This window comes from Rhizomicrobium electricum, from assembly GCF_011762045.1.
Classification (GTDB): domain Bacteria; phylum Pseudomonadota; class Alphaproteobacteria; order Micropepsales; family Micropepsaceae; genus Rhizomicrobium; species Rhizomicrobium electricum.
This window is the reverse complement of record NZ_JAASQS010000006.1, coordinates 161,462-179,695: the sequence shown is the minus strand read 5'-3', so window position 1 is coordinate 179,695 and position 18,234 is coordinate 161,462. Positions and strand designations below refer to the sequence as shown.

The window sequence follows — 18,234 nt, the reverse complement described above, 5'->3', positions numbered from 1 at the left end:
CGGTGCGAAGCTGTATTCTTGTGGAAAAGCGAGGGGAATCGCCCCATGGAACAAACCTCCGACCGCCCCACCTTCACCGATGAGGAAGCGCTCGCCTTTCATAGCCAGGGCAAGCCAGGCAAAATCTCGGTGACTCCAACCAAGCCGATGGCCAACCAGCGCGACCTGTCGCTGGCCTATTCGCCGGGCGTGGCGGTGCCGGTCCGGGTGATCGCGAAGAAGCCGGACGCGGTCTACGACTACACCGCCAAGGGCAACCTGGTGGCGGTGATTTCGAACGGCACGGCGATCCTCGGACTCGGCGATCTCGGCGCGTTGGCCTCGAAGCCGGTGATGGAAGGCAAGGCGGTGCTGTTCAAGCGCTTCGCCGATGTCGACACCATCGATATCGAAGTCGACACCCACGACGTCGATGAACTGGTCGGTGCTATTCGCTATCTCGGCCCCACGTTCGGCGGTATCAATCTGGAAGACATCAAGGCGCCGGAATGCTTCATGGTGGAAGCGCGGCTCAAAGAGCTGATGGACATTCCGGTCTTCCACGACGATCAGCACGGCACCGCCATCATCTGCGCCGCCGGAATCGTCAATGCGTTGCAGCTCACCGGCCGCAAGATCGAAGACATCAAAGTGGTGGTGAACGGCGCCGGCGCCGCGGGCATCGCCTGCCTCGAACTGTTGAAGACTATGGGATTGCCGCACGAGCACGCTACGCTGTGCGATTCCAAAGGCGTGATCTATCGCGGCCGCACCCAAGGCATGAATCAGTGGAAGAGCGCGCACGCGGTGGAAACCAAGGCCCGCACCCTGGAAGAAGCCATCGAAGGCTGCGACGTGTTCCTCGGCCTTTCGGTCAAGGGCGCGGTGACCCAGGCGATGGTCAAGACCATGGCCAAGGCGCCGATCATTTTCGCCATGGCCAATCCCGACCCGGAAATCGCGCCGGAAGACGTCAAAGCCGTGCGTCCCGACGCCATCGTCGCCACCGGCCGCAGCGACTATCCCAACCAGGTCAACAACGTTCTCGGCTTTCCGTACATCTTCCGCGGTGCGCTCGATGTCCGGGCGCGCGAAATCAATCTGCCGATGAAAATCGCGGCGGCTCAGGCGCTGGCGGCATTGGCGCGCGAAGACGTGCCCGACGAAGTCGCGACTGCCTATCGCGGCGCCCGGCCCAGTTACGGCGCCGAATACATCATTCCTTCGCCGTTCGATCCGCGGCTGATTTCGCGGGTGTCGTCGGCGGTGGCGGAAGCGGCAATCAAGACCGGCGTGGCGCGGCACGTCATCACCGATATGGAAGCCTATCGCGCCGAACTCACGGCACGGCTCGATCCATCCGCCAATCTGTTCCACCGGCTGCAAACCATCGTGCGCGCCAATCCCAAGCGGGTGGTGTTTGCCGAAGGCGAAGAGCCGTGCGTGGTGCGTGCGGCTGTCGCGTTCCAACAGGCCGGTCTCGGCAAGGCGATCCTGGTCGGCCGCAAGGAAGTGGTTCAATCGACCGTGTGGGGCATGGGGCTCGATGGCGCCGATCTCGAAATCCGCGTGCCCCATTCGGCGCAGGAAGCCTCACCCTACATCGAAGCGCTGTACAAGCGGCTGCAACGCTGCGGCGCGCTTTATCGCGATTGCGTGCGCATGGTGACCAACGACCGTAACATCTACGCCGCCTCGCTGCTCGCCGCCGGCGAAGCCGATGCCATGGTGACCGGCGTGACGCGCGCCTATACCGCGACGCTCGGCGATGTGCGTCAGGTGCTCGATTGCCCAGTCGGCCAGCGTCCGATGGGCGTTCTGGTCATCTTCGCCAAAGGGAAAGTGATCTTCGCCGCCGACACCTCTGTTCATGAACTGCCGACGTCGGAAGAACTCGCCGATATCGCGGTCCAGGCAGCCCAGGTGGCGCGCCACTTCGGCTTCACGCCGCGCGTCGCCCTGCTGGCTTCCTCGACGTTCGGTTTTCCCCGCAACGAACGCTCCGAACGCATCGTCGAGGCCGTCCATATCCTCGATCACCGCAAGGTCGACTTCGAATACGACGGCGAAATGGCGGTCGATGTCGCGCTGAGCAAGAACAAGCTCGGGCTTTATCCGTTCTGCCGCCTCACCGACACCGCCAACGTACTGGTGATGCCGGCGGTGCATTCGGCGCAGATCGCCACCAAAATGCTGGGCGAAATCGGCGGTGTTTCGATGCTGGGGCCGTTCCTGGTCGGGCTCGAAAAACCGGTCCAGATCGTCTCGCTCGGCGCCAATATGACGGAAATCTACAACGCGGCCTTGGTTGCTTCGCTGTAGCGCCGGACCTGTCATGCGCGCAAAGGGCAAGAATATTGCCGCGCGCCGTGGTATCAAGCGGACAAGACGGAGCGGCCTTGCCGCCCCTAAACCTTTTGCTGAACTAGGACTGCCATGAGCTTCATCGACCGCCTGTGGGACGAGGACATCGTCCCGACCCTGTCCGACTACATCCTGATCCCCAACAAATCGCCGATGTTCGATCCCGAGTGGGAAACGCGCGGCGAGATGGCGAAAGCGGTGGCCCTGTTCGAATCCTGGGCCAAGAAGCACCTTGCCAAAATTGCCGGCGCCAAGGTCGAAGTGATCGCGCCCAAAGGCCGTACGCCGCTGATCTTCATCGAAGTGCCGGGTACTGCGCCGGGCAACGTCCTGCTCTACGGCCATCTCGACAAGCAGCCGGAAATGAAGGGCTGGTCGGAAGGCATGGGCCCGTGGACACCCGTTCTGAAGGACGGCAAGCTTTACGGCCGCGGCGGCGCCGACGACGGCTACGCCATGTTCGCAGCCCTCTCCGCTATCCTGGCGCTGCATGAAGCGGGCACGCCGCATGCGCGCTGCGTCGTCACTATCGAAGCCGGCGAAGAGTCCGGTTCGCCCGATCTCGAGTACTACATCAACAGCCTGTCTGACCGCATCGGCGCGGTCGATCTGGTGGTGTGCCTCGATTCCGGTTGCGGCAATTACGATCAGCTGTGGCTGACGACCTCGCTGCGCGGCATCGCGGCGGGACAACTTTCCATCCGCGTCTTGACGGCGGGCGTCCACTCCGGCGACGCCAGCGGCATCGTGCCGTCGTCGTTCCGCATCCTGCGCCAGCTTCTGTCGCGGCTCGAAGACGAAACCACCGGCGCGATCAAACTTGATGCGCTCAACGTCACGGTGCCCGCCGACCGCAAACAGCAGATCCACGAAGCCGCCGCCGCGCTCGGCGACGAGGTATGGAACCGCATGCCGTTTGCCGGCAAAACCAAACCGATGGGCGCATCGAACGAAGAGCTGATCCTCAACCGCACCTGGCGGCCGCAGCTTTCGGTAATCGCCATGGACGGCTATCCGACACCGGAAACCGCCGGCAACGTGCTGCTGCCCTACTCCGTCGCCAAACTGTCGATGCGCCTGCCGCCGTCCTGCGATGCCGAGAAGGCCGTCGCCGCGATGAAACAGACGCTGGAAGCCGATCCGCCCTGCAACGCCGACGTGCGCTTCGAAACCGAAGCCGGACAAGGCGGCTGGAATGCGCCGTCGCTGGCGCCGTGGCTGGAAAAGGCGGTAACGGCGGCCTCCAACGCCCATTTCGGCAAGCCCGCGGCCTACATGGGCGAAGGCGGCTCGATTCCGTTCATGGGCTTCTTGGGCCTGAAATATCCCGGCACCCAGTTCGTCGTCACCGGCGTACTCGGACCCAACTCCAACGCCCACGGCCCCGACGAATTCCTGCACATCCCGGCGGCCAAGAAAGTGTCGGCCTCGATCGCCGACATCCTGGCAGCGCACGCCAAGAAATAAGACGGGGTTGCATTATCGATGAGGGCGCGGCCGGCGACGGCTGCGCCCTTTTTCTTGTCCCTACCGGCGCGCGGAACCCGGCCCGTCAGCCCGGCGTTGGTCCCCCGGCCTGCTACCAGGGGACACGCGATGCGCTCTTGCCTGCTTTACCTCATTGGCATTCCCATTCCGGTCATCATCCTGATTTGGATCCTGACGGGACATATGTGAGCCATGGAAGCAGCTTTCGAAAAGCGCCCGGCGATCGGGCTTAGTCTGTTGGTATTGTTCGGATTTCTGGCTTTCACGCTGGCCGCCGGATTCGCGGCCGGGCAGGTGACGGCGCCGAATATTCCGAGCTGGTACAACCACTTGGCCAAGCCGAGCTTCAACCCGCCGAACTGGGTCTTCGCCCCGGTGTGGAGCGCTCTTTACGTCCTTATCGCCGTGGCGGCTTGGCGGGTTTGGCGGGCGAAAGGGTTCCGGACTCCCGCCCTGGCGCTTTGGCTGGTTCAGCTCGGGCTGAATTTCGCCTGGAGTTTCATATTCTTCGGCGCCCATGCTGCGGGCGCGGCCTTGGCCGATCTGGTGCTGTTGTGGGGAGCGATCTTTGCTACCCTCATCGCCTTCGGGCGGATCGACAAACCGGCCGGCTGGCTGCTGATCCCCTACCTTGGCTGGGTGAGCTTTGCCGGGGTGTTGAACTTCTGGGTCTGGCAGTTGAACGCATAAAGTGCCAAATGTCGCGACCGGTTTTGGAATGTGTTTGCTAAGTCTTTCCAAGTACTGCGTTTGTTCGCAAAAATTACTGCTCTGACAGCGATATCACGACCTTGCGAGCGGAGACCCTCGTTCCTATATACCCCTCAGACTGCGGGGTGGGGTCATGTCCGGCCCTGCTCAACTGTTTCTAACGGGGCGGGCAACTCCCGGCGCTCTTAAGAGGCCCAAGACCCGCTGCTTTTGAGGAAGGAAGACAACTATGGGTAAAGTGATCGGCATCGACCTCGGCACGACCAACTCGTGCGTCGCGGTCATGGAGGGCAGTGCCCCCAAGGTCATCGAGAATTCGGAAGGCGCCCGCACGACGCCGTCCATTGTTACGTTTACCAATGACGGTGAGCGCCTGATCGGCCAGCCCGCCAAGCGGCAGGCCGTCACCAACCCCGAACATACCTATTTCGCGATCAAGCGTCTGATCGGGCGTCGCTTCGACGATCCCATGACCCAGAAAGACACGGGCATGGTTCCTTATAAGATCGTCAAGGCCGACAACGGCGACGCCTGGGTCGAAGGCCGCGACAAGAGATACGCCCCGAGCGAGATCTCGGGCTTCATCCTGCAGAAGATGAAGGAAACCGCCGAAGCCCACCTCGGCGAGAAAGTCACCCAGGCCGTCATCACCGTGCCGGCCTACTTCAACGACGCCCAGCGCCAGGCAACCAAGGACGCCGGCAAGATCGCGGGCCTTGAAGTCCTGCGCATCATCAACGAGCCCACCGCCGCGGCGCTTGCCTACGGCATGGACAAGAAGGGCAACGGTACCATCGCGGTCTACGACCTCGGCGGCGGCACCTTCGACGTGTCGGTGCTGGAAATCGGCGACGGCGTGTTCGAGGTGAAGTCGACCAACGGCGATACCTTCCTCGGCGGTGAAGACTTCGACCAGCGTATCGTCAATTACCTCGCCGACGAGTTCAAAAAGGAAAACGGCATCGACCTGCGCCAGGACCGTCTGGCCCTGCAGCGTCTCAAGGACGCCGCCGAAAAGGCCAAGATCGAGCTGTCCTCGTCGATGCAGACCGAAGTCAACCTGCCGTTCATCACGGCCGACGCTTCGGGCCCCAAGCATCTCACCATCAAGATCACCCGCGCCAAGCTGGAAGCCCTGGTTGACGATCTCATCCAGCGCACGGTCGGCCCGGTGCGTCAGGCGCTCAAGGATGCCGGCGTATCGGCCAACCAGATCGACGAAGTGATCCTGGTCGGCGGCATGACCCGCATGCCGAAGGTGCAGGAAGTCGTCAAGCAGGTGTTCGGCAAGGAGCCCCATAAGGGCGTCAACCCGGACGAAGTCGTCGCCATCGGTGCCGCCATTCAGGGCGGCGTGTTGAAGGGCGAGGTCAAAGACGTCCTCTTGCTCGACGTCACCCCGCTGTCGCTCGGCATCGAGACCCTCGGCGGCGTGTTCACCCGCCTGATCGACCGCAACACCACCATCCCGACCAAGAAGAGCCAGGTATTCTCGACCGCCGAAGACAATCAGACGGCCGTGACCATCCGCGTCTTCCAGGGCGAGCGTGAAATGGCGGCCGACAACAAGCTGCTCGGCCAGTTCGATCTGATGGGCCTGCCGCCTGCCCCGCGCGGTATTCCGCAGGTGGAAGTCACCTTCGACATCGACGCCAACGGCATCGTGTCGGTCACCGCCAAGGACAAGGCGACCGGCAAGGAACAGCAGATCCGCATCCAGGCCTCGGGCGGCCTTTCCGACACCGACATCAAGAAGATGGTGCAGGAAGCCGAAGCCCACGCGGCCGACGACAAGAACCGCAAGGAAATGGCGGAAGCCAAGAACCAGGCCGACGCGCTGGTTCACACCACCGAAAAGGCGATGTCCGAGCACGGCTCGAAGATCGGCGACGGCGAAAAGCGCGCCATCGAAGATGCCATCGCGGCGGTGAAGGAAGCCGTCAAGACCGATGACGTCGAAGACATCAAGGCCAAGACCAACACCCTGGCGCAGGCGTCGATGAAGCTTGGCGAGGCCATGTACAAGGCCCAGCAGGCCGCCGGCGGCGAAGCCGCTCCGGGCGGGACGGAACCGGGCAAAGACGACAATGTCGTCGATGCGGAGTTCTCCGAAGTCGACGAGAACAAGAAGAACCAGTAACTGTCATCAGAACCCGCCGCTCTCTTCACCAGGGGGCGGCGGCAGAGTTTTGACTGTTAGGGCGCATTCCGGAACCGGCTATCGGCACGGGAGCGCGAAAAATTAGGGTCCATGGGCAAGCGCGATTACTACGACGTTCTGGGCTGCAACAAGGGAGCTTCGCCCGCCGAGATCAAGGCGGCGTACCGCAGGCTCGCCAAAGAACTGCATCCGGACTGCAATCCCGGCGATCATGGCTGCGAAGCCAAATTCAAGGAAGTCAACGAAGCCTATGACGTCCTGAAGGACGATCAGAAGCGCGCCGCGTACGACCGTTTCGGCCATGCCGCGTTCGAACAAGGCGGGATGGGCAACGGCTTCCATGGCGGCGGCAATCCGTTCGATTTCGCCGGCTCGTTCGCCGATGTGTTCGAAGATATCTTCGGCGAAATGATGGGCGGGCAGCGCGGCCGCAAACAGAACCGCGGCGGCGACCTGCGCTACAATCTGTCGATTTCCCTCGAAGAAGCCTTCAATGGCTCCAAGGCCGAGATCCGCGTTCCGAGCGCGGTGGCGTGCGAGGCCTGCAACGGTTCGGGCGCCGAGAAAGGCACATCGGCCGAAACCTGCCCGACCTGCGGCGGCCACGGCAAAGTGCGCGCGAGCCAAGGTTTCTTCACCATCGAACGCACCTGCCCGCAATGTCAGGGCCGCGGCAAGATCGTGCGCAAGCCGTGCAAGAGCTGCGGCGGCGCCGGTCATGTGCAGAAGGAACGTACCCTGGTGGTCGATATTCCGCCGGGCGTCGAAGAAGGCACCCGCATTCGCCTGTCGGGCGAAGGCCAGGCCGGTTTCGGCGGCGGCCCCAATGGCGATTTGTACGTATTCCTGTCGGTTGGCCAGCACCCGATCTTCCAGCGCGACGGTCACGACCTTTATTGCCGCGTGCCGGTGTCGTTCGTGACGGCGGCGCTCGGCGGCGCGGTCGAAGTGCCGACGCTCGACGGCGGCAAGACGCAGGTGAAGATCGCCGAAGGCACCCAGACCGGACGCCAGTTCCGCGTTCGCGGCAAAGGCATGCCGGTCCTGCGCGGCAACGGCCTCGCCGGCGACTTGTTCGTCGAGATCTTCGTCGAAACGCCGTGCAAATTGTCGAAAGAGCAGAAGGAATTGCTGCGCCAGTTCGAAGGCTGCGGCCACAGCGGCTGCCAGCCCGAATGCGAAGGCTTCTTCTCGAAGGTGAAAGCCTTCTGGGAAGGCTCGGCAACCAAGCACTGATGTGGCCGCGTTTCTCGCCCGCTTTCTTGCCCATCCCAAACGCGTCGGCGCCATCGCGCCTTCGGGACGGAGATTGGCTCAGGCCATCGCCGCGGCGGCCGATCTCTCCGGTGATGTGCTGGAGTTGGGGCCGGGCTCAGGCGCGGTGACGAGGGCGTTGCTCTCTGCCGGATTGCCGCCCCATCATCTCACCGCGATCGAGTATGACAGCGCGTTCGCATCGCTGCTGCGCACTGTCTATCCCGGCATCACGGTGCTGCAAGGCGATGCCTTCGACTTTCGGGCGCTCACTGGGGCCATGCGGTTCTCGGCCGTCGTCTCGGGCCTGCCGTTGCTCAATTATCCGCGCGATCACGGACGCGCCCTCATCGCCGCCGCGCTGGCAGTGATGCCGAAAGGCGCCCCCTTCGTGCAGTTCTCCTACGGTCTCAGCGCACCGGTCGCACCACCCAATGGCGCCACCGTGAAAAAAATCGCCCGCGTCTGGTCGAACCTGCCGCCGGCCGCAGTCTGGACCTATCGCGCGGGGGCATGAAGACGCGGAGGCGATGCCTCCGCGTCCGTTCGCCATTACCCCGCCGCGCTCGCGATCTGGTCGGCGATGCGCTGGACGCGTTCGTCGACGAAGGGCAGGAACTTCTTGAAGTTGTCGCGGAACATGCCGGCCAGCTTCTTGGCCTGGGCGTCGTAGGCGGCGGTGTCGTCCCAGGTGTTGCGCGGATTGAGGATCTTGGAATCCACACCCGCCACTTCGACCGGAATGCGGAAGCCGAATACCGGGTCGTGGTGCCACTGGCTGATCGCCAGCGAACCGTTGAGGGCACCATTGAGGAGCGCGCGGGTCACCTTGATCGGCATGCGCTTGCCGCCGTCCGAGGCCGGACCGCCGTTCCACCCCGTATTGACCAGCCAGCAGTCGCAATCGTGCTTGTCGATCAGGCTGCGCAAGAGGTTGCCGTAAACGCTCGGATGCAGCGGCATGAACGGCGCGCCGAAGCAGGTCGAGAAGGTCGGCGCCGGTTCCTTGCCGAGGCCCTTTTCTGTGCCGGCAAGGCGCGAGGTGAAGCCCGACAGGAAGTGATACATCGCCTGGCTCGGCGTCAACTTGGCGATCGGCGGCAGAACGCCGAAGGCATCGGCGGTCAGCATGATGACGTTGGACGGCTGACCGACGCGGCCGGTTTCGGAGGCGTGCGGAATGTAGTGGATCGGATAGGCGGCGCGGGTGTTCTCGGTATAGCGGTCGTCATCGAGATCGAGCAGACCGGTATTGGGATCGCACACCACGTTCTCCAGCACGGTGCCGAAGCGCTCGGTGGTGGCGTAAATCTCCGGCTCGGCATCGCGCGACAGGCGGATCACCTTGGCATAGCAGCCGCCTTCGAAATTGAAGACGCCATGCTCGCCCCAGCCGTGTTCGTCGTCGCCCACCAGCATGCGCGAGGAATCGGCCGACAGCGTCGTCTTGCCGGTGCCGGAAAGACCGAAGAACACCGCGACATCGTCCTTGTCGCCGACATTGGCCGAGCAATGCATCGGCATCACGCCCTTCGACGGCAACAGGAAGTTCAGGATCGTGAACACCGACTTCTTCATCTCGCCGGCATAGGAAGTGCCGGCAATGAGAACCATGCGGCGGCTGAAATCGACCGCAATGATGGTCGGGCTGACCGAGCCATGGCGCTTGGGATCGGCGCGGAAGCCGGGCAGATCGATAACCGTGAAGGTGGGATCGAAATGCTCGAGCGCATCCGACGGCGGACGAATCAAAAGGTGGCGGATGAACAGCGAGTGCCAGGCGAACTCGGTCACCACGCGGACCGGCAGGCGATGGGTCGGATCGGCGCCGCCCCAAAGGTCTTGGACGAAGAGGTCCTTGCCCTTGGCATAGTCCATCATGTCGGCGTGCAGAGTGGCGAAATGATCGGACGACAACGCCTTGTTGTTGTCCCACCAGATCTTGTCGGTGGTCAGCCCGTCCTTGACGATGAACTTGTCGCCGGCCGAGCGTCCGGTGTGCTGGCCGGTGAGGACCACCAGGGCACCGCCGCGCGCCAGGATGCCTTCCTTGCGGGCGATCGCCATTTCATAGAGCGTCGGAGTCGACAAATTGCGGTAGACGGCTTTCAATTCCTTGAAGCCGTGCAGTTCGAGCTGGGAGCCAAATTCCGACATTGAAGTCCTTCTAGCTTTGCAGGCGCGCGAGATCTCGAAACCGGTCGTTGGTTGCCCGTCGCGCGCCTCTGGCGGCCAACCTATGTTTCTGTTTGTTTCACCGCAATGGGAGAAACTAGACGTTTATTTCTCGAATCGGATTGGCAATTCATAGGGCCGGAATTGTCGCATCCAGGGCATATTGTTGCGCAAAAGCCGCATTCGTCCTGACAGCCAAAACGCAGTAAGACCAACCTCATGAGCTTTTCCGAGACGGATTTGGAGCGGTACGCGCGGCATATCGTGCTGCGCGAGGTCGGCGGCACCGGTCAGGCGAAGATCCGCGCCGCCAAGGTGCTGGTGGTAGGCGCCGGCGGACTGGGCAGTCCGGTGATCCTTTATCTGGCCGCAGCGGGCGTCGGCACCATCGGTATCGCCGATTTCGATGCCGTCAGTCTGTCGAACCTGCAGCGCCAGATCGCGCACCGCACCGCCGATATCGGCCGGATGAAGACGGACTCGGCGCGCGACAATGCGCTGGCGCTCAATCCGCATGTCGCCATCAACACGCACACCGAGAAACTTACGCCCGAAAACGCACGCGCGATCATTTCCGGCTACGACATCGTCGCCGACGGGTCGGACAATTTCTCCACCCGCCATCTGATCGCCGACACCTGCCATTTCGAAGGCAAGACCCTGGTCAGCGCGGCGGTCACCGAATTTTCCGGCCAGCTCGCCACCTTCAAACCCGAGGGGCGGCCTTGTTACCGCTGTTTTCTGCCCGAAGCGCCACCCGCAGGCAGTGTGCGCCCTTGTACCGAAGCAGGCGTGCTCGGGGCCGCGGCCGGCGTCATGGGAACACTTGAAGCGCTTGAAATCCTGAAAGAAATCACCGGTGCCGGAACCACGCTGGCGGGCCGGATACTGTTGTACGATGCGCTCGATACGCGCTTTCGCACGGTCACATTGAAGCCCGATCCGGCGTGTCCGCTGTGCGGTACAACTCCAAGAATTTTGCCGCCACAACCCTGAACATTTACCGGCATTTAAAGTGAACTTCGTAGCGTGCCTGCTGGTCTTGGGGCACGGCATGGCACTGGACGTTCACTACGAGATTTTCAGACGTCAAGGCGCGGGCAGCTGGAGCCTGGTCGAGGTGCGCGACAAACGCGACGACGCCCTGGCCTTCGCCGACGAACTGGTCAAGGCCGGCGCCACCGGGGTCAAGGTCGTCAAGGAGACCTTCAACGAAGCCTCCGGCGATTACCTGTCGCTGAAAGTGTTCGAGCACGGCGCCATCAAAACCAAGGCCAAGCCCAAATACGACGACGTTCCGAGCACGCCCTGTTTCAAGGTCGACGATCTTTATTCGTATCACGCGCGCAAGACGATCGCGCAGCTGATCCCCGATTACCTCGCCCATCACAAAGTCACGGTCACCGAACTCGGGCACCGCGCCGATCTGCTGGAAAAACTCGAAGCCGCAGGCACGCTCTTGCAGCAGGCGATCCAGCGGGTCGCGGTCTGCCAGGCCATCGAGAACGAAAACGAAGTGCTCAAGATCATTCGCAGCTTGAGCGAGCTCACCACGCAGGCCTGCCATCGGGTTTATCGCGACACCGCCAAGGGACGCTTTGCGGCCTGCAAACCGGGCCATTTCGCCGCTCTGGCCGAGAAACTCGCTGAAGCCAGCGACGGACGCTATCTGCTCAACGGCGTCGTCGCCGGATACCTGAAAGATGCCAAAAGCTGGGACGAAAAAGTCCGCCGCCTGATGGTGCTGATGGACGAAATCCACGGCGAGACGGCCGGCGCCAAGCTTCTGCTCGCGGTGATCGATACGCTGATCGGCGAGATCCTGACCGGATCGGCCGGCCTCAAGGCTTTGATCGGCACCCAGGCCAATCAGGGCGAAGCGGTGATGGCGCTGGTCAAACTTTTCCTCGGCCGCGAACCGGATCAGACCGAAGGCCACCACGGCCTCATCGCGCTGACCAAGCAGTTTGCCGCCGACACCCTGCCCAACGCACGCGGCGCGATCGCCGATCGCATCATTGCCGAGATCCGCTCGTTCAAGCGTCTGGTTCCGGATTCGCTGGAAGAGGAACTCAAGGCGCTGCGCCAGATCGCCAATCTCGTCGTCGTCGGCATCGGCAAATACCTCAGCCACGAAGACCTGATCGCCGCCTTCGTGCTTCGGAGCCAGCGTCTCATCACCAGCGAAAGCCTGGCGCCGTATCTGCACGGCGAGGCGCCGGACGTGAAGCTCGAGCGTGTCCTGTTCGTGGAAGAGAACATCATCGGCGCCGAGAACAAGCGCCGTCTCGCCGCCTTCATCACCCCGATCGTCACCGGTCCTTTGTTCGAGGAACACTTCCAGTCGCCGAAAGTGCCGGTCATCCAGCGGCTGCAGCAGCTGGTGCAGCTCGCCGACCGCGTCATGCATTCGAGTTTCCAGGAAAATCACAAGACCGAAATTACCGATGTCATCGACCGGGTTGCCGCGTCGGTGGAAAGCAAGGGCCGGCTGTTCGACTCGATCGACAAGCGCAATGCCTCGCCGAACGAAAAAGCCTTTGCGGTCATCAAGCTGCTCTCGTCCAATGCGCTGACATCGCCGCGGCTGACCGGCCGGGCCCGCGAGATGGTGATCGGCTATCTCGGCAAACCCGGCTTCCTCGCCGGCTATGTCGCGCAGAACGCCAAGGACGGTATGCCGCCGGATCGCGATGCCGCAGTCGCCGATCTCATGCGTCTGCTGGAAAAGGCCGGCATTACGCCGGAAACGGGTCTCAAAACCATAGCCGCTTGAGTGCGAATTCGTCGTGGGGGGAAGATGCAGGGAAACTCGTAGGAATTATTAAACCCCCTTTAGCGGGTTGGATTGCAGGTTTGGGCATGGCCGACAAACTCCACATCGAGATTGCGCAAGTTGCGCGGCAAGGGTCCTGCTCCAAGGTGGAGGACCTGTTTGAGCCGCCGGCCAAGCGGATTCTGGCGCGGCTGCTGCCGGACTTTCTCGCCAAGTACAAGTTGACCGCCACCGAGCTCCTGCATCGCGCCGAGATGCTCCATCGCGTCGAGTCGACCGGGTCCCTGCTGCAGTTCGTCGTGCAGCAAGTCGCCGTGGCGCGCGCCTCCTCGGAAGGGCGTTCGGTTCAGGAGATCATCCGCGAGTTCAACAAGCTGATCGACGGCGTGATCGCAAAGGTCCACGGCGCCAAGCGCAACGGGCTGTTTCCCGAACTGCCGGCGGATAAATTCGGGGCGCTGGCGGGTGCGCTGGCGGCCAAGCCGGACGGTCTTTTCATCCTCAACGGCGCCCTGGCCTTCCATCTGCGCGATGCCAAGACCTGGAACGAGAAAGCGCTGCGGTTGATTGCGATCCTCAAGGCCGGAGAAAAGGAGGGCGGTGCCTTCCTGCGCGGCGCCATCGACGTCGTTCTCGGCGAACTGGTGGCGACCCCCAAGGCGTTGGACGATCTGATCGGGTCGCGCGAGACCTTCGGCGACTTCGTGCTGGCGCTGCTGCATCACTTCCTCGGCATGACGGAAGAGGTCCAATATGCCGACGGCGATGCGATGCCGCTGATCTCCACGCTGATGGTGCGCGGCGTGCTGCCGCTGGCGCATGCCGCCCTCGCCGAACGCATCGTCGACGAAATCTACAGCCTGGAACGTCTGCGCGAAGACTCGCTCGACGACGAGATGCGCATGTTCCGGGACATTACCGCGCTCGTGCTCAAAGGAACCGGCAACGTGCTCAAGCGCGACGACGCGCTGGCCGCCCTCGACCTGCGCTCGAAACGGTTCGTCACTGCCGAAGCCGTTAAGATGGGGCTGTCCAATTCGGTTCTGCCCGACGAAAAGATCGACTGGCTGTTGTTCGCCGAATCCTGCATCACCGGCGCACGCAGCAAGCAGATTCTGGCCGAGCAGGCAGTCCGGATCGCGACAGCGGATTCGTTCAAGACCCGGTTCCAGATTTCCAGCGTGTCGCTGTCCCGTCGGCTGCAGCGTCTGGCGGGGCTGTGTGCGGCGGCGGAGGCGAGCGGCTTCCACGAAAACGACAAGCGGCAACTTGCGTCTGCGTGCGACTCCGTGGCGTACGACTTGACGGTGCAAACCAAACTGTTCGAGACCATCGAAGCGCGCTCGCCCAACCCGGTCGAGAAAGTTCTGACCCTGCTCAAGCTCAGCGAAGCGGGCACGTTTACCGAAGGCCGGCTGTCGCAGAAAGTGCGCGATCTGGTGATCGGCTATATGGCGACGCCGGGCTTTCTTGCCGCCTACATCAAGTACGCCAAGGCCGATCCGGCCGGCGCCATGAGCGAGCTGACTCAGCGCACGGCGAAAATCGGATTGAGCGCCGGAGACGTGCGCGAATTGCTGGCGGCGTGATTACAGGTCCAATTCCCAGGTTTCGCTGACGACATCGACGCCGAACGAGCGGGTCTTTTCCGCGTTCGCCAAGCGAAATCCCGCAGCCTGATAGATCGTGCGCGCCGGCTTCTGAAATTCGTGCGTCCAGAGTTTGAGCTTGCGGTACCCGGCATCGCGGGCAAAGCCGATGGCGAGATCGACCAGGCGCCTGCCAAGCCCGAGCCCGCGCGCCGCCGCTTCGACGTAGAGCACGCGCAGACGGGCAACGTCTTCACTTTCGGGCATGACAAACACCGATCCGAGAATTTCGCCATCGCGCTCGGCCACGAAACCGGCTTCGCGCCCCGGATGGTGACCGAACTGGCCGAGTATCTCGGCAATGCAGGTTTCGAAGCCGGCACCCCAACCGAACTCGGCGGTGATCACCGTGCCGTGGCGGTGAATGATCCAGCCGATGTCGCCCGGCTTCGGCGGACGGATGTCCACCGGACCAGCGGCGCGCGTCGAGTCCTCGGGCATCAGTGAGCCGCATCCCAATTGTCGGCAGCGCGCGCTTCAACGGTGAGCTTGACGCTGAGCGGCACTACCGGAAGATTGGCCTCTTCCATTACTTTCTTTGCGATGGTGCGGGTCGTCTCCTCTTCGGCGCCAGCGGCTTCGAACACCAGTTCGTCGTGCACCTGCAACAGCATCTTGGCCTTCAATCCGGCGGCAGCAAGCGCGTCCGGCATCCGGATCATGGCGCGCCGGATGATGTCGGCCGCGGTACCCTGGATCGGCGCATTGATCGCGGCCCGTTCGGCACCACCTCTGAGGCCCGGAACTTTCGAGGCGATTTCGCGGATGTGGACGCGGCGGCCGAACAGGGTTTCGACATAGCCGTGCTCGCGCGCGAACGCCTTGGTGGTCTCCATGTAATCTCGGATGCCGGGGAAACGGGCGAAATACTTCTTGATGTAATCGTCCGCTTCGCCGCGCGCGATGCCGAGCTGAGCCGCCAGACCGAACGCGGAAATGCCGTAAATGATGCCGAAATTGATCGCCTTGGCGCGGCGGCGCACTTCCGCCGGCATGTCCTTCACCGGCACACCGAAGATTTCCGACGCGGTCATGGCGTGAATGTCGAGACCGTCGGCAAAGGCCTTCTTCAATTGCGGAATGTCGGCGATATGCGCGAACAGCCTGAGTTCGATCTGGCTGTAGTCGGCGCTGATCAGCTTCTTGCCCGCAGGCGCGATGAAGGCCTGGCGGATTTTGCGTCCTTCGGCGGTGCGGATCGGAATGTTCTGCAGGTTCGGATCGGTGGAGGCGAGCCGTCCGGTTGCCGCTGCCGCCATCGCATACGACGTGTGGACGCGGCCGGTCTGCGGATTGATGAACGTCGGAAGCGCATCGGTGTAGGTGCCGCGCAGTTTCGCCAGCGTGCGCCAGTCGAGCACTTTCTGCGGCAGATCGTGACCTTGCGCCGCCAGATCTTCGAGAATGCCGGCATCGGTTGACCAGGCGCCGGTCTTGGTTTTCTGGCCGCCGGGAATGCCCATCTTGTCGAACAGGATTTCGCCCAGCTGCTTGGGCGAAGCGACATTGAACTTCTCGCCTGCGAGCTTGCAGATTTCCTCTTCCAGTTTCGCCATGTCGGTGGCGAAGTCGTTCGACAGCCGGCGCAACAGATCGGGATCGATCATCACGCCTTCGCGTTCCATGTCGGCGAGCACCGGCATCAGCGGGCGTTCGAGCGTCTCGTAGACCGTGCGTTTCTTTTCGGCCATCAGCCGCGGCTTCAAGAGCATCCAGAGGCGCAAGGTGACGTCGGCGTCTTCGGCCGAATAGCGCGTCGCTTCGGCAACGCCGACGCAATCGAAAGTGACCTTTTCCCTGCCCTTGCCGGCGACGTCGGAGAACGAAATCGGCTTGTGCGACAGATGCAGTTCGCTGAGCTCGTCCATGCCGTGGCCCTGCCGGCCGGCATCGAGCACATAGCTCATCAGCATGGTGTCGTCGAACGGCGCAATGCGGATGCCGCGCTGCAGGAAAATCAGATAATCGTATTTCAGGTTCTGGCCGATCTTGAGCACCGCCCGATCTTCCAGCAGCATTTTCAACTGGCCGAGCAGCACGCTCTCGCGCATCTGCACCAGATCGGGCGAGCCCATCAGATCGAGACCGCCGGCGGGAACATGCCCGCACGGGACGTAACAGGCTTCGTTCGGCGCCACCGCCAGCGACACGCCGCACAGGCGCGCCTGCATGGCGTCGAGCGAGGTGGTTTCGGTATCGACGCAGACATAGCCCTGCGCCCGCGCCTTAGCGATCCAGGCATCGAGCCGTTCGGGATTGGTGACGGTTTCGTATCGGGAGTGATCGATCGGCTTCAGGATCGCGGTACGATCGGCCACCGCGCCGACTTCGCCGCTGGCTGCGGCGGACGCTTCAACCTGCTTGTTGCTTTCGGCGGTCAGTCCGACTTCGGCGACCATCGCATCGGCATCGCCGACGCCGTAATGAGAAATGGCGCGCTTCTTCAGCGTGGAGAATTCCATCGCCGTAAGGAAGGCGATCAGATCGGCCGGCACCGGCTCGCGTACGATGAAGCCGTCGGGCTGTTCGGTGATGGCGGCGTGATCGTCGAGCTTCACCAGTTTTTGCGAAATGCGAGCCTTCTCGACATTCGTCTGCAAGGTTTCGCGTCGCTTGGGCTGTTTGATCTCGCCGGCGCGGGCCAAGAGGGATTCGAGATCGCCGAAGGTGTTGATGAGTTCCGCCGCGGTCTTGATGCCGATGCCCGGTACGCCCGGCACGTTGTCGGTGGAGTCGCCGGCCAGCGATTGCACATCGACCACCTTGGACGGCGGCACGCCGAATTTTTCCATCACTTCGGCCGAACCGATGCGCTTGTTCTTCATGCCGTCGAACAGCTGCACCTCGCCGTCGACCACAAGCTGCATCAGATCCTTGTCGGACGACACGATGGTGCAGCGGGCGCCGGCCTCGCGCGCCATCCGGGCATAGGTGGCGATGAGATCGTCGGCCTCGTACCCGGCGAGTTCGACACAGGCGACGCCGAAAGCACGGGTGGCATCGCGGACCAGCGGGAACTGCGGGATCAGGTCTTCCGGCGGCGGCGGCCGGTTGGCCTTGTATTCGGGATAGATGTCGTTGCGGAACGTATGTTTGCCGGCGTCGAAGATCACCGCGAGGTGGGTCGGCTTATCGCCGTCCCGCATGTCCTCGATCAGCTTCCACAGCATGTTGCAGTAGCCCGACACCGCTCCGGTGGGCAGGCCGTCGGACTTGCGGGTCAAAGGCGGCAAGGCGTGATAGGCGCGGAACAGATACCCCGAGCCGTCGATCAGATAGAGATGGTCGCCTTTTTGAAGTGCGCTCAATGGGCTTCCGCCCCTTGTTTGAGAACGTATTTGCGGTCGCAATAACCGCATTCGACGAACCCCTCGTCGCCCATTTCGAGATAAACCTTGGGGTGACCCAGCGGTCCGCCGCCGCCGTCACAGGCGACGCGGGTGTCTTCCACTTCGATGATTTCGGGGGCTTCGGTGGTCATTCGTTTCCGATCCGTTCAGGCATCAAGATGATAGTCGGCTCCCCCTATTAGGCAACCCGTTTGACGGATACCAGCCCGGCGCAGGAGCGCTTTCAGGAAAAGTGGGAACCGGTTTTCCGTCCGAAAGCGCGACAACCAAAGAATCTAGAGAAGTTCATCGGTTTCCGCGAAACGGTGAAATGCTCTAGGCTCGGTG

13 protein-coding genes are annotated in these 18,234 nt (G+C 62.6%); 9 read left to right on the top strand and 4 right to left on the bottom strand.

Going from position 1 to position 18,234, the window contains the following annotated elements:
• The first annotated feature begins 45 nt into the window (after positions 1-45).
• The 6 genes from FHS84_RS13305 to FHS84_RS13280 all read left to right on the top strand — a co-directional run bounded on the left by FHS84_RS13305 (position 46) and on the right by FHS84_RS13280 (position 8,474).
• Positions 46-2,301 carry an NADP-dependent malic enzyme gene (locus tag FHS84_RS13305; RefSeq protein WP_166935052.1) on the top strand — a complete coding sequence of 752 codons (2,256 nt, stop codon included), beginning with the start codon at positions 46-48 and terminating at the stop codon, positions 2,299-2,301.
• Positions 2,302-2,415: 114 nt separating this feature from the next.
• Positions 2,416-3,810: a M20/M25/M40 family metallo-hydrolase gene (locus tag FHS84_RS13300; protein ID WP_166935050.1), complete on the top strand. Its 1,395-nt coding sequence runs from the start codon at positions 2,416-2,418 to the stop codon at positions 3,808-3,810.
• 213 nt (positions 3,811-4,023) lie between these two features.
• A complete protein-coding gene (locus FHS84_RS13295) occupies positions 4,024-4,521 on the top strand; it encodes a TspO/MBR family protein (protein ID WP_166935049.1) in 498 nt (165 codons plus the stop codon).
• Positions 4,522-4,771: 250 nt separating this feature from the next.
• Positions 4,772-6,682: a molecular chaperone DnaK gene (gene dnaK / locus FHS84_RS13290; protein ID WP_166935046.1), complete on the top strand. Its 1,911-nt coding sequence runs from the start codon at positions 4,772-4,774 to the stop codon at positions 6,680-6,682.
• A 111-nt stretch (positions 6,683-6,793) separates the two neighbouring features.
• Complete coding sequence (gene dnaJ, locus FHS84_RS13285; protein WP_166935044.1) at positions 6,794-7,939, top strand: molecular chaperone DnaJ; 1,146 nt, start codon at positions 6,794-6,796, stop codon at positions 7,937-7,939.
• A 1-nt stretch (position 7,940) separates the two neighbouring features.
• A complete protein-coding gene (locus FHS84_RS13280) occupies positions 7,941-8,474 on the top strand; it encodes an rRNA adenine N-6-methyltransferase family protein (RefSeq protein WP_166935042.1) in 534 nt (177 codons plus the stop codon).
• A 35-nt stretch (positions 8,475-8,509) separates the two neighbouring features.
• On the opposite strand, the gene FHS84_RS13275 is transcribed toward FHS84_RS13280, so the two are convergent.
• Positions 8,510-10,114, bottom strand: coding sequence for a phosphoenolpyruvate carboxykinase (locus FHS84_RS13275; protein ID WP_166935039.1), 1,605 nt, complete (start codon positions 10,112-10,114; stop codon positions 8,510-8,512).
• Between the two features lie 237 nt (positions 10,115-10,351).
• Between FHS84_RS13275 and FHS84_RS13270 the strand changes: the two genes are divergently transcribed.
• The 3 genes from FHS84_RS13270 to FHS84_RS13260 all read left to right on the top strand — a co-directional run bounded on the left by FHS84_RS13270 (position 10,352) and on the right by FHS84_RS13260 (position 14,497).
• Entirely contained in the window at positions 10,352-11,128 is a 777-nt protein-coding gene (locus tag FHS84_RS13270; RefSeq protein ID WP_166935037.1) for a HesA/MoeB/ThiF family protein, read from the top strand.
• Positions 11,129-11,186: 58 nt separating this feature from the next.
• Positions 11,187-12,908, top strand: coding sequence for a hypothetical protein (locus FHS84_RS13265; protein WP_166935035.1), 1,722 nt, complete (start codon positions 11,187-11,189; stop codon positions 12,906-12,908).
• A gap of 86 nt (positions 12,909-12,994) precedes the next feature.
• Positions 12,995-14,497, top strand: coding sequence for a hypothetical protein (locus FHS84_RS13260; protein WP_166935033.1), 1,503 nt, complete (start codon positions 12,995-12,997; stop codon positions 14,495-14,497).
• On the opposite strand, the gene FHS84_RS13255 is transcribed toward FHS84_RS13260, so the two are convergent.
• From FHS84_RS13255 to FHS84_RS13245, 3 genes are read right to left on the bottom strand one after another with little or no spacing between them, the layout of a single operon-like run.
• Entirely contained in the window at positions 14,498-14,998 is a 501-nt protein-coding gene (locus FHS84_RS13255; protein WP_166935031.1) for a GNAT family N-acetyltransferase, read from the bottom strand.
• Positions 14,998-17,916 (bottom strand): DNA polymerase I, encoded by a 2,919-nt coding sequence (gene polA / locus FHS84_RS13250; protein WP_166935029.1) that lies wholly within the window; start codon positions 17,914-17,916, stop codon positions 14,998-15,000. Before polA ends, FHS84_RS13255 begins: the two co-directional genes overlap by 1 nt.
• On the bottom strand, positions 17,862-18,038 hold the full coding sequence (locus tag FHS84_RS13245) for a zinc-finger domain-containing protein (protein WP_166935027.1): 177 nt from the start codon (positions 18,036-18,038) through the stop codon (positions 17,862-17,864). Before FHS84_RS13245 ends, polA begins: the two co-directional genes overlap by 55 nt.
• Positions 18,039-18,234: the final 196 nt, after the last annotated feature.

Excerpts from the sequence above, each read along its gene's own strand:
- dnaJ (WP_166935044.1), top strand. The coding sequence starts at position 6,794 with ATGGGCAAGCGCGATTACTACGACGTTCTGGGCTGCAACAAGGGAGCT.
- FHS84_RS13300 (WP_166935050.1), top strand. The coding sequence starts at position 2,416 with ATGAGCTTCATCGACCGCCTGTGGGACGAGGACATCGTCCCGACCCTG.
- FHS84_RS13255 (WP_166935031.1), bottom strand. The coding sequence starts at position 14,998 with ATGCCCGAGGACTCGACGCGCGCCGCTGGTCCGGTGGACATCCGTCCG.
- FHS84_RS13260 (WP_166935033.1), top strand. The coding sequence starts at position 12,995 with ATGGCCGACAAACTCCACATCGAGATTGCGCAAGTTGCGCGGCAAGGG.
- FHS84_RS13245 (WP_166935027.1), bottom strand. The coding sequence starts at position 18,038 with ATGACCACCGAAGCCCCCGAAATCATCGAAGTGGAAGACACCCGCGTC.
- FHS84_RS13270 (WP_166935037.1), top strand. The coding sequence starts at position 10,352 with ATGAGCTTTTCCGAGACGGATTTGGAGCGGTACGCGCGGCATATCGTG.
- dnaK (WP_166935046.1), top strand. The coding sequence starts at position 4,772 with ATGGGTAAAGTGATCGGCATCGACCTCGGCACGACCAACTCGTGCGTC.
- FHS84_RS13275 (WP_166935039.1), bottom strand. The coding sequence starts at position 10,114 with ATGTCGGAATTTGGCTCCCAGCTCGAACTGCACGGCTTCAAGGAATTG.
- FHS84_RS13305 (WP_166935052.1), top strand. The coding sequence starts at position 46 with ATGGAACAAACCTCCGACCGCCCCACCTTCACCGATGAGGAAGCGCTC.
- polA (WP_166935029.1), bottom strand. The coding sequence starts at position 17,916 with ATGCGGTTATTGCGACCGCAAATACGTTCTCAAACAAGGGGCGGAAGC.
- FHS84_RS13265 (WP_166935035.1), top strand. The coding sequence starts at position 11,187 with ATGGCACTGGACGTTCACTACGAGATTTTCAGACGTCAAGGCGCGGGC.
- FHS84_RS13295 (WP_166935049.1), top strand. The coding sequence starts at position 4,024 with ATGGAAGCAGCTTTCGAAAAGCGCCCGGCGATCGGGCTTAGTCTGTTG.